This window comes from Allobosea sp. 05T439 (assembly GCF_056396005.1).
In genome coordinates, this window is sequence record NZ_JBFTKP010000044.1 from 40,408 (window position 1) to 50,347 (window position 9,940).

10 protein-coding genes are annotated in these 9,940 nt (G+C 67.5%); 8 read left to right on the plus strand and 2 right to left on the minus strand.

Going from position 1 to position 9,940, the window contains the following annotated elements; translation table 11 throughout:
- Nucleotides 1-15: 15 nt before the first annotated feature.
- The 5 genes from AC1DIO_RS30280 (at nt 16) to AC1DIO_RS30300 (ending at nt 4,033) form a co-directional block, all read left to right on the plus strand.
- Complete coding sequence (locus tag AC1DIO_RS30280; protein ID WP_476854527.1) at nt 16-1,344, plus strand: sulfite oxidase; 1,329 nt, start codon at nt 16-18, stop codon at nt 1,342-1,344.
- Between the two features lie 2 nt (nt 1,345-1,346).
- Nucleotides 1,347-1,694 (plus strand): hypothetical protein, encoded by a 348-nt coding sequence (locus AC1DIO_RS30285; RefSeq protein WP_441508330.1) that lies wholly within the window; start codon nt 1,347-1,349, stop codon nt 1,692-1,694.
- A 12-nt stretch (nt 1,695-1,706) separates the two neighbouring features.
- Nucleotides 1,707-2,096, plus strand: coding sequence for a c-type cytochrome (locus AC1DIO_RS30290; RefSeq protein WP_441508331.1), 390 nt, complete (start codon nt 1,707-1,709; stop codon nt 2,094-2,096).
- A 314-nt stretch (nt 2,097-2,410) separates the two neighbouring features.
- Nucleotides 2,411-2,938: a 2'-5' RNA ligase family protein gene (locus AC1DIO_RS30295; protein WP_441508332.1), complete on the plus strand. Its 528-nt coding sequence runs from the start codon at nt 2,411-2,413 to the stop codon at nt 2,936-2,938.
- Between the two features lie 168 nt (nt 2,939-3,106).
- The gene (locus AC1DIO_RS30300) at nt 3,107-4,033 is read left to right on the plus strand and encodes a LysR family transcriptional regulator (protein WP_441508333.1); all 927 of its coding nucleotides are present in this window, start codon (nt 3,107-3,109) and stop codon (nt 4,031-4,033) included.
- Here the strand turns inward: AC1DIO_RS30300 and AC1DIO_RS30305 are convergent.
- The gene (locus tag AC1DIO_RS30305; protein WP_476854528.1) at nt 3,984-4,718 is read right to left on the minus strand and encodes an SDR family oxidoreductase; all 735 of its coding nucleotides are present in this window, start codon (nt 4,716-4,718) and stop codon (nt 3,984-3,986) included. The genes AC1DIO_RS30300 and AC1DIO_RS30305 overlap by 50 nt on opposite strands.
- Before the next feature lie 535 nt (nt 4,719-5,253).
- Between AC1DIO_RS30305 and AC1DIO_RS30310 the strand changes: the two genes are divergently transcribed.
- From AC1DIO_RS30310 to AC1DIO_RS30320, 3 genes are read left to right on the plus strand one after another with little or no spacing between them, the layout of a single operon-like run.
- Nucleotides 5,254-6,849 carry a DUF4153 domain-containing protein gene (locus tag AC1DIO_RS30310; protein WP_476854529.1) on the plus strand — a complete coding sequence of 532 codons (1,596 nt, stop codon included), beginning with the start codon at nt 5,254-5,256 and terminating at the stop codon, nt 6,847-6,849.
- Nucleotides 6,850-6,862: 13 nt separating this feature from the next.
- Complete coding sequence (locus AC1DIO_RS30315; protein WP_476768738.1) at nt 6,863-7,567, plus strand: response regulator; 705 nt, start codon at nt 6,863-6,865, stop codon at nt 7,565-7,567.
- Complete coding sequence (locus AC1DIO_RS30320) at nt 7,564-9,618, plus strand: DUF2809 domain-containing protein (RefSeq protein WP_476854530.1); 2,055 nt, start codon at nt 7,564-7,566, stop codon at nt 9,616-9,618. The genes AC1DIO_RS30315 and AC1DIO_RS30320 overlap by 4 nt, the downstream gene beginning before the upstream one ends.
- Here AC1DIO_RS30320 and ccoS read toward each other — a convergent pair.
- A complete protein-coding gene (gene ccoS, locus AC1DIO_RS30325; protein ID WP_441508337.1) occupies nt 9,615-9,851 on the minus strand; it encodes a cbb3-type cytochrome oxidase assembly protein CcoS in 237 nt (78 codons plus the stop codon). The genes AC1DIO_RS30320 and ccoS overlap by 4 nt on opposite strands.
- Nucleotides 9,852-9,940: the final 89 nt, after the last annotated feature.

Here is a 9,940-nt window from a genome sequence, read left to right on the forward strand (position 1 = left end):
TCGGGAGAAAACACCATGTTGGAAGACGTCCAGGCGCGGGATGCCGCCGCCGAACCGCATCACGATTCAGTCTCCGAACGCTCCACCGCCCCACGCGCATCGCGACGCCTCCTGCTCGGCGGCAGCCTGGCAGCGCTCGGCGCCTCGCTTGGCGGCCTGCCGCGCCTCTCGATCGTATCGTCGGCTGCCGCGCAGGGCGCTCCTGCTGCCGCGCCCGCAGCCGCCCCGCCAAAGGGGCCGCAGCCCTTCGATTTTCCGGGCAAGGACAAGGGCCTGGTGCTTCTGGGCGATCGGCCACTCGTCGCCGAGACGCCGGAAAGCCTGCTCAATGACGACACCACGCCGATCTCAAAATTCTTCATTCGCAATAACGGTCAGATCCCCGAGCCGGTGGCGAATGCCGAGACCTGGCAGCTCAAGATCGAGGGCGAGGTCGAGGAGCCGCTGACCCTGACTCTGGCCGAGCTGAAATCTCGCTTCGCGGCACAGACCTTCCGGATGGTGCTGGAATGCGGCGGCAATGGCCGTTCCTTCTACCAGCCAGCCGGGCGCGGCAACCAATGGACCAATGGCGGCGCCGGTTGCGCCGAATGGACCGGGGTGCGCCTCGCCGATGTGCTGAAGGCCGCGGGTCTCAAAGCCGGCGCCAGGTTCACCGGCCATTTCGGCGCMGATCCGCATCTCTCCGGCGACACCACCCGCGATGCGATCTCGCGCGGCATGCCGATCGAGAAGGCGCTCGAGCCGCATTCGCTGATCGTCTGGGCCATGAACGGAGAGCCGCTGCCGMATATCCATGGCGGCCCGTTGCGCCTGCTCGTCCCGGGCTGGCCGGCCTCACTCTCGTCGAAATGGCTGAACCGCATCCTGGTGCGCGCAACCCCGCATGACGGGCAGGGCATGGGCGGAACCTCCTACCGCATCCCGACCGTGCCGCTCATTCCCGGGTCGAATGCCGACGGCAAGACCAATTTCACCGACATGACCTCGATGCCGGTGCGCTCGATCATCACCGCGCCCGCCAATGGCACGCGCCTGCCGGCTACTACCCGCGAGGTCGCCCTGCGCGGTGCCGCCTGGGCCGGCGATCACGATGTCGCCAAGGTCGAGGTCTCCTTCGATGCCGGCCAGCGCTGGCAGGCCATGACGCTGGCGAAGCCGAAGAACCGCTATGACTGGGTGCGCTGGACCGGCGCGGTGACCCTGCCGAGCGAGGGCTATTTCGAGCTCTGGGTCCGCGCCACGGATTCCCGCGGGGTTGCCCAGCCGCATGTCGCGACCAACTGGAACCCGCAGGGCTACGGCTCCAACCCGTTCCACCGCACCGCGATCCTGGTCGGTTGACGATGGCCGCGCTTCACTCGCTCCGGATGGCCGCTCTTGCGGCCATCCTCCTCGCCCCCGCCGGCAGTTTTGCCCAGGAGGAGACGCCCGAGTCGCTGCCGGATTTCCGCGGCCGCGACGAAACCTTTGGCTACTGCATCGGCTGCCATTCGATGAAGGTCGTCGGCCGCCAGGGCATGGATCGCGTCCGCTGGGACGAAACCCTGAACTGGATGACCGAGAAGCACAGCATGTCGGCGCCCGATCCGGAGATGCGCGCGATCCTGCTCGACTATCTCGCCCAGGCTTTTCCGCCGAAGGCTCCGGCCCAGAGCGGCGGTTGGGTCAGTCCCTTCGCGCCCAAACCATAGGACTCCAACGATATGAAGCTTGCCTCACTGCTGGGGGCCGCGCTGCTCGCGGCCGCCGCCCAGCCCGCMCGTGCCCAGGATGCCGCCGCCGGCGAGAAGGTCTATGCCCAGTGCCGCGCCTGCCATCAGCTCGGCGAGACCGCCAAGAACACGGTCGGGCCGATCCTCAACGGCGTGATCGGCCAGAAGGCCGGAACCCGCGAAGGCTATGGCTACAGCGCCGCGATGAAGGATTCCGGGCTGACCTGGGACGACGCCACCTTCGCCAACTACATCCAGAACCCGCGCACAAAGGTGCCGGGCACCAAGATGATCTATGCCGGACTGAAGGACGAGAAGCGCATCGCCGATCTGCTGGCTTTCCTCAAGCAGTTCGATGCGAGCGGAAAGAAGGGTGGGTGACGGAGCGCGCCCCGGTGCCCTCTAAAGCATCGGCCCGAAACGTGGATTGCGGTTTTCGGGACAGAGCCGGCGCAAATACAAAGGGTTAGATCATCTGACCGGATAGGATTTCCTGTCCTATGATCTAGCCCGGCCGCGCAGGTTGCAGCGCTTCGTGACGATGACGGCTGGATCGGCGCGCGCCTCGGGCTGGCCGGGGTAGGGCAAGGCACGGTCGCCGGGCCGTGGCGGGCATGACGCTCGAAGCCTTGCGGTCTCTCCGTCCCGCTTCTGCAGTTGCAGGAAGGGGCGAGGCGGGGCACACAGGCTGCAGCATGTTCGGCATCACCCTGCGCACGCAGGACCCTGCAAAGCCCTTCTGGGCGCTGGTCGACAAGGCCTCGGCCTTCGAGACCGCGCCCTCGATCCGCGCGCTCGGCTATTTCCCCCACATCACGCTGGCGCGCTGCCCGGCGATCGGGACATCCAGCCTCGCCGCCGCCGCGGAGGCGCTCGCGGGCGAACCGGCCTTCGCGCTGACCTTCGAGCGGATTGAATTCTTCGATACCGAGCCGCTGGTGCTCTGGCTGAATCCCAGCCTCGATCAGCGCCTGATCGAGGCTCACGCAAGGTTGCATGCACGTGTCGATCCCGCACTCTGCGACCCGCATTACCTCGCGGAGCACTGGAGGCCGCATCTGACGATCGCGATGGCGATCGGTGGGACACAGCGGGAGTCTGCTTTCGACTTCGCCAAGCGGCCGTTTGCGCCGTTCACGCTGACCTTCGATGTCGCGGATTGCCTGTCCTGGCCGCCGGTCAGCATCCTGCAGACGCGAACGCTGGACCAAGAGCCGGCTTAGCAATCGCGTGGATTGAATCGGATGCTCGGGCCCGCCTGCGGCGGTCCTCGCTGCACGGGGAAGAGCGGTGCAGCCTGCCCGTTTGCGGGTGATCGGAAGGGCGCKGCGGGTGGTCAGCAGGCGGCCGGCCGCGTAGCATATCGATGCACAATCGCGGACTGCATCGCCATGCTCTCAAGATCGCTCAAGACCTTCCTGACCGTGGCGCGAACGCTGAATTTCACCCGCGCCGCCGAAGAGGTTCATCTCGCGCAGTCGAGCGTGAGCGACCAGATCCAGGCCCTGGAAACTGAACTCGGGGTTGGCCTTTTCACGCGTTCGAGGCTCGGTCTGGAGCTGACGCCTGCCGGAAAAGTTCTCCAGCCCTATGCCGAGGAGCTGACGCAACTGGCGGATGAAGCGCGGGCGGCGATGAGCGCGATCGCGGCGCACCCTGCCGGATCCGTCACCATCGGCGCGTTGGAGACCATCGCGTCGGCGAAGCTCCCGCAATGGCTTGCAGGCTTTTCGCGCAAGCATCCCGAGATCACGCTCACGATCAAGATCGGGAGCAGCGGAGAACTATTGAGGCAACTGGTGGATGGAGACATCGATGTCGCCTTCCGTTTCGACCAGCCGGATCTCGATGAACGTCTGGCCAGGCGTGCGATAGCGACGGCGCCCCTCGTCATCATCGGGTCCCCCGACAATCGCAGCGCGCTCCCCGGGGATCTTGCTGCATTCGCCGGCGCGCGCTTCATCGTCACCGAAGTTGGATGCGTCTATCGGCGGCTGTTCGACGAGGCTTTCGCTCAGGCGGGCCTCGCACGCCCGAGCCCCGCAGCCGAGGTCGGCAGCATCGCCATGATCGTGCGCCTGGTCGCGAGCGGGGCGGGCCTCGGCCTCGTCCCGCGCTTCGCCGTCACCGAGGCCCTGGAGCGCGGCGAGGTCGCGGACGCACCATGGCCCGGACCGCCGCCCTCGCTCTCGATGATATGGCGGCGCCGCCGCATCCAGCCCGCGGCGCTCAAGCATGTGCTGGCCGCCAGCGACAGTTTCGAACCGGTCAGATCAGCCGGTGTCCGCCCTCGACATGCAATACCGTCCCCGTCGTGAACCCGTTGCCCATCAGGAACCGAACAGCGTCCGCAATGTCATCGGGCTGACCGATCCGCCCAACCGGCAGGCGCTCGGCCATGGCGCCCAGCACCTCGTCCTTGCGGTCTCCGGCGACGAAAACCCAGATCGGCGTGTCGACCCAGCCCGGCGACACCGCATTGACGCGGATCGGCGCCAGTTCGACCGCAAGCGCCCGGACCAGCCCTTCCAGCGCCGCGTTCACGGCCGCCACCGCAGCCCCGCGGGCCGAGGGCCTGTAGGCGGCGATACCGGAGGTGAAGGTGAGCGAGCCATCGCGACCGATCTTCGAGACGCCATGCTTGGCCAGCAGCAGTGGCGCATAGATCTTGCTGTCCACGGCTCTCTGGACGGCCTTCAGGTCGAGTGCGGGCAGGAGTTCGTAAGCGCCCTCGATGTCAGCCACCGTGCAGACGACATGGTCGAGCGCGCCGACGCGCTCGAAGAGCGTCACCATCTGCTCTTCGCGGGAGACATCGGCAACGACGGCGGCGAGCGCCGCGGGAAAGCGGAGAGCCTCTTCGGCAGCCCGCAACCGGGCTTCATTGCGTCCGACGATGATGACTTCGGCGCCGGCGTCGAGGCAGTGCCGCGCCAGGGCCAGACCCATCCCGGATGCGCCTCCGGCGATGAGAACCTTCTTATGCGCGAGCGCCTTATCCATGATGATCGATCCCTTCGGGTTTTGAAACGTCGTCGGCAGACGTCGCAGGCCGGGCGGAGCMTTTGAAGCGGAATAAACCGATCGTGGTATCGGAAGCACCGATGCTTGGCCCTGCTAGATCACCGGACCGGATATCGTATCCAGTCCGGTGATCTAACCCTTTGTCTTTGCATCGGCTTTCCCGAAAACCGCAATCCACTTTTCGGGCCGATGCTTTAGGCGACACTGCCGGTCATCAGGGTCGACGAACGGCCGCTTCCCGCGGAGGGGCCGTTTCCTGCACGAAAACTGCACAACAATCCTGAGATCCTGAGCATTCTCAGGACCGGCGCTGCAATCGGCTGCGGCATCTCTGCGGCATGGCAGAGATCGTCGCTCCCCGTTCCCTCACATCAAGGCTGCCGCGCCGGCTGGCCCGCGATGGCTGGTGGCTCGTGGCCGGACCGCTCCCTGCCGAGACCGCCATCCTGGCCTTTCCCGCTCCGCCGCGCGGCCCCCGCGCGCCCGAATCCTCGATCAGCGAAGCCCCATGCCCATGTCCTCCCTTTCAGCAGAACCCCTAGAGCCGATATCCTCCCTGCCAGCGGAGCTGACGGCATCGCCGTTCGCGAGCCGCGCGACGCGCTGGCTCGCGACCCGGCTCGGGCTCGCCGCCGGCCTGGTGCTGCTCGCCGATTTCCTGTTCTACGGCCATTGGCTCGGCATCTCGCTCGCCTATTTCCTGGCGGCGCTTGCCATCGCTTCGCTCTGGGCGAACCCAATCCGCGCCGGCGCCGGCAGGCGCATCCTGGCGCTCGCGGTGCTGGGGGCGGGGCTGCTCGCCATCGCCGAGGAGGTCAGCCTGCTGTCTTCCTTCGTTGCGATCCTCTGCACGGCGGCCTTTGCCGTCATTCTCAGCCAGCAGCAGGCGCGCTGGCAGGAGCTGCTGCGGCAGGCGAGGCTGATGCTGCTGTCCGGCGCCGGCGGGCTAAGGCGGGATATCGGCCGTGTCGGCCGCCTCTCGGCACGGCGTCGGCGCGCATCCTCCGGCAGCGCCTGGCTCATCGGCTGGGTCGTGCCGCTGGTCCTCGTCGGCGTGTTCGCAACCCTGTTTGCCTCCGCCAATCCGCTCGTCGAGATCTGGCTGAACCGCATCGACCTCAGGCTGTTGCTTGATCTGCTCTCGCCCTGGCGCGCCGCCTTCTGGCTGATGATGCTTTGCCTGGTCTGGCCGATGCTGCATGTCCGGCTCGCCCGCAAGCGCCAGGCGAAGGCGAACCCTGCGGCGCCCCTCACGCCCGATCGCCACGGGCTCCTCGGCGACACGGCGATCCTGCGTTCGCTCGTCCTGTTCAACGCGCTCTTTGCCGTGCAGACCCTGCTCGACATCGCCTATCTCTGGGGTGGCGTCGCACTGCCGGACGGCATGAGCTATGCCGCTTACGCCCATCGCGGCGCCTATCCGCTCGTCGTCACGGCGCTGCTGGCGGCCGTCTTCGTCTTGGTCGCGATGCGGCCGGCCGGCGCCTCCGAGCGCCACCGCCTCGTCCGGCCGCTGGTTCTCGCCTGGGTCGGCCAGAACATCATGCTGATGGTCTCGACGCTGCTGCGGCTCGATCTCTATGTCGAAGCTTATTCGCTGACCTGGCTCCGGCTCGTCGCCTTCATCTGGATGCTGCTCGTCGCGCTCGGCCTGGTGCTGATCATCGTCCAGATCGTCGGGCGGAAATCGGTCAACTGGCTCGTCTCGGCCAATGCCGCCGCGCTGGCGCTGGCGCTCTACGCCTTCTGCTTCGTCAACACGCCGGCGGTGATCGCCAACTACAATTTCCGCCATTCCCAGGAGCTGCGCGGCACGGGCTCGCGACTCGATGCCGCCTATCTGACATCGCTCGGTCCCCAGGTGATCCCGGCCTTCGATCGCTACACGCCGCGCGTCGCCGCAGTTGGTCGCACAGTCCCCAATTCGACCTGGTCCTGGAACCCCAACAGGCTGCCGGGCAACCGTGGGTACATGGCCGATCGCCACCACAGGGAACAGGCGGATTGGCGGGCCTGGGGCTTTCGCGCGTGGCGCCTGTCGCGCTACTTGGCTAACACTCCCCATGCCCCGCTCGGGGGCAAGAGCAGCCCGGCCCCAGCCGACCAGTGACAGGCACGTGACGATGGCGCCCCGCATTCTTGTGGTCGATGACGACAGTCATATCCGCGAGGTCATCTGTTTCGCACTCGAAAAGGCCGGCATGGCCACGTCAATCGCCCGCGATGGCGTGCAGGCCCTGGAGAGTTTTCGGCGGCAGCCGGCCGATCTCGTCATTCTCGATATCGGCATGCCCGAGATGGACGGGCTCGAGGTCTGCCGCCAGCTGCGCAAATCCTCCGACGCGCCGATCCTCTTCCTCTCGGCGCGGGACGAGGAGATCGACCGGGTACTCGGCCTCGAGATCGGTGGCGACGACTATGTCACCAAGCCGTTCAGCCCGCGCGAACTGGTGGCGCGCGTCACCGTCATCCTCAGGCGCACGCGCACCGGCCGCTCGGTCGGGGCCGCGTCGGTGGAGCCGCTTTCCTGGGGCGCATTGCGGCTCGACCCCGAGTCGCATCTTGCCAGCTTCGCGGGCAGGGCGCTGCCGCTGACGGGGATCGAGTTCGCGATCCTGAAGACCTTTGCGGCCCGTCCCCGCCAGGTCTTCAGCCGCGAGCAGATCCTGGAAAGCGCCTATGGCGGCGCGATCCATGTCGCCGACAGGACGATCGACAGCCATATCCGCAACATCCGCGCCAAGCTCGCGGCATCGGGCTGCGGCAGCGCCATCGACACCGTGCACGGCGTCGGCTTCCGCCTTGGACGCTGCGAGGCCGGGACGTGACGGCCTCTGCCCCGTTCCCGGCCCAGGTCGCCGCGAAATGGCGGCCCAATCTCAGCCTTATCGTCTTCCTGATGCTGACGGCGGTGCTGGCCTTGCCGCTCGTCGGGCTATTCTTCTTCCGGATCTACGAGAACCAGCTCGTCCACCAGACCGAGGCCGAGCTGATCGCCCAGAGCGTGGCCCTCTCAGCCGCCATCCGGCGCGATTTCGAGAGCAACCTGCCGGCCGACGCCGCGCTGGGTGCTCACGTTCCGGCAACGCCGTCCTCGTCGGCGGACGAGCCGTTCAGGCCGATCCTGCCCAGCCTCGACCTGACGCGCGACAACCTGCTGGGCCGCAGGCCGGACGCGAAACCCGCGCCCGAGCCCGCCGGCGCAACCTTCAAGGCTGCCGGCGAGCGGCTTTCGCCGCTGCTCCTGGATACGCAGACAATCACGCTCGCCGGTTTCCGCCTGCTCGACCCCCATGGCGTGGTGATCGCGGGCCGAGACGAGATCGGCCTGTCGCTCGCCCATGTCGAGGAGGTCGCCAAGGCGCTGCAGGGCTCGTTCGCCGCGACCTTGCGGCAGCGCGTCTCGAGCCATGCGCCGCCGCCGCTCTACTCGCTCAGCCGCGGCACCAGCATCCGCATCTTCACGGCGACGCCGATCATCCTGGGGGATCGCGTCGCCGGCGTGCTCTATGCCTCGCGCACGCCGAGCAATGTCTTCCGCCATCTCTATGAGGAGCGCGGCAAGGTCGTGCTGGCCGGCCTCTCCGTCGCAGCGCTCACCCTGCTGATCGGGCTTGCCTTTCACCGCACCATCACCCGGCCGGTGCATGAGCTGATCGCGCGTACGACCGCCATCGGTCATGGCGACCGCAGCGCCATGCGCCCGCTGACGAACCACGGCACCGCCGAGTTCGCGCGCCTGTCGCAGAGCTTCCTGGACATGGCCGGCAGCCTGAACAACCGCTCCGATTTCATCGCGACCTTCGCGGCCCATGTCTCGCATGAGCTGAAATCGCCGCTGACCTCGATCGAGGGCGCGGCCGAGCTGCTGCGTGACGATGGCGCCGGTGACGGCCCTGCGATGAGCGAGGCGAAGCGCCGGCACTTCCTCGGCAACATCATCGCCGACACGCATCGCCTGACCGCGATCACCAACCGCCTGCGGGAACTTGCCCGCGCCGAAAGCACGCCGACCGGCGGCACGACCAGCCTGTCTCCGGCAATCGCCGATCTGCAGCGGGATTTCCCCGGCATCCGGATTCGCGCCGAGGGGGCGCTCGACAGCGCCATCCGCATTTCGGCCGAGAACCTGCGCATCATCCTCAGCCATCTCACCGACAATGCGCTGCGTCATGGCGCGAGCGAGCTCGACATCGTCGCGGCCACGGAGGCGGACCGGCTCTGCCTCACCCTGCGCGACAATGGCAGCGGCGTGTCCCCGAACAACCGGGCGCGGATCTTCGACAGCTTCTTCACCACGCGCCGCGACAGCGGCGGCACCGGCATGGGATTGTCCATCGTCCGCGCCATGCTGAACGCCCATGGCGGCGCGATCGCGCTTCTCGACGACGAGCCCGGCACCACCTTCGCACTGGCCTTTCAACGGGCGCCCGGGGCGGAAACCCATGTCGAGACGAATGTGTCTGAGACAAGCGAGTCCGAGACGGGCCTGCGCTCGCGCGGGATGATGATCGCCCTTTGCCTCGCAACGATCGCCGCGGGGCTGCTCCTGCGCCGTTTCGGGATGGGGCTCGGGCTGCCGTTCGGCGTCGTGAAATATGGCGGCTCGCTGCTCTGGGGGACGATGGTCTACCTTCTGCTGACCATCATCGCTCGGCGTCAGCCGGCATCCCGGCTTGCGATCCTTGCCGCGCTGATCGCGCTCTGCGTCGAGCTCAGCCGCCTCTATCACACGCCCTGGCTCGATGCCTTCAGGCTGACGACGCCCGGCGCGCTGCTGCTCGGGCGCGTCTTCTCGCCCTGGAACCTGGTGGCCTATGGCGCCGGTATCGCGTTGGGCTGGGCGACGGACCGCCTCATTGCACGGGCGCGCCTTTAGCGCCTCGACACCGCCTCATCCCTTCCTTTCATGGGGGGCGCCGAGGGCTCGGGCCGAGCGGCGCCGTCGCGCTCCCCCGTCGCGATCCGGTCGTCCTTGTCATCGAGCAGAATGCGCTCGGCCGCTCCGTCGAGATCCTCATACTGGCCGCTCTTGAGGGACCAGAGGAAAGCGGCGAGCGCTGAGGCGCCGAGCAGGAGGGCCAGGGGCACGAGGAAGACGAGGCTGCTCATTGGCCCGGCTCCGCGGCCAGCCTCGGCTCTGCCGGCATCGCGTCGGCCGGGCGAGGGGATCCGGCCTTATCCACTTTGAGACGCAGCGC

Excerpts from the sequence above, each read along its gene's own strand:
- AC1DIO_RS30285 (WP_441508330.1), top strand. The coding sequence starts at position 1,347 with ATGGCCGCGCTTCACTCGCTCCGGATGGCCGCTCTTGCGGCCATCCTC.
- AC1DIO_RS30295 (WP_441508332.1), top strand. The coding sequence starts at position 2,411 with ATGTTCGGCATCACCCTGCGCACGCAGGACCCTGCAAAGCCCTTCTGG.
- AC1DIO_RS30300 (WP_441508333.1), top strand. The coding sequence starts at position 3,107 with ATGCTCTCAAGATCGCTCAAGACCTTCCTGACCGTGGCGCGAACGCTG.
- AC1DIO_RS30305 (WP_476854528.1), bottom strand. The coding sequence starts at position 4,718 with ATGGATAAGGCGCTCGCGCATAAGAAGGTTCTCATCGCCGGAGGCGCA.
- AC1DIO_RS30310 (WP_476854529.1), top strand. The coding sequence starts at position 5,254 with ATGTCCTCCCTTTCAGCAGAACCCCTAGAGCCGATATCCTCCCTGCCA.
- AC1DIO_RS30315 (WP_476768738.1), top strand. The coding sequence starts at position 6,863 with ATGGCGCCCCGCATTCTTGTGGTCGATGACGACAGTCATATCCGCGAG.
- ccoS (WP_441508337.1), bottom strand. The coding sequence starts at position 9,851 with ATGAGCAGCCTCGTCTTCCTCGTGCCCCTGGCCCTCCTGCTCGGCGCC.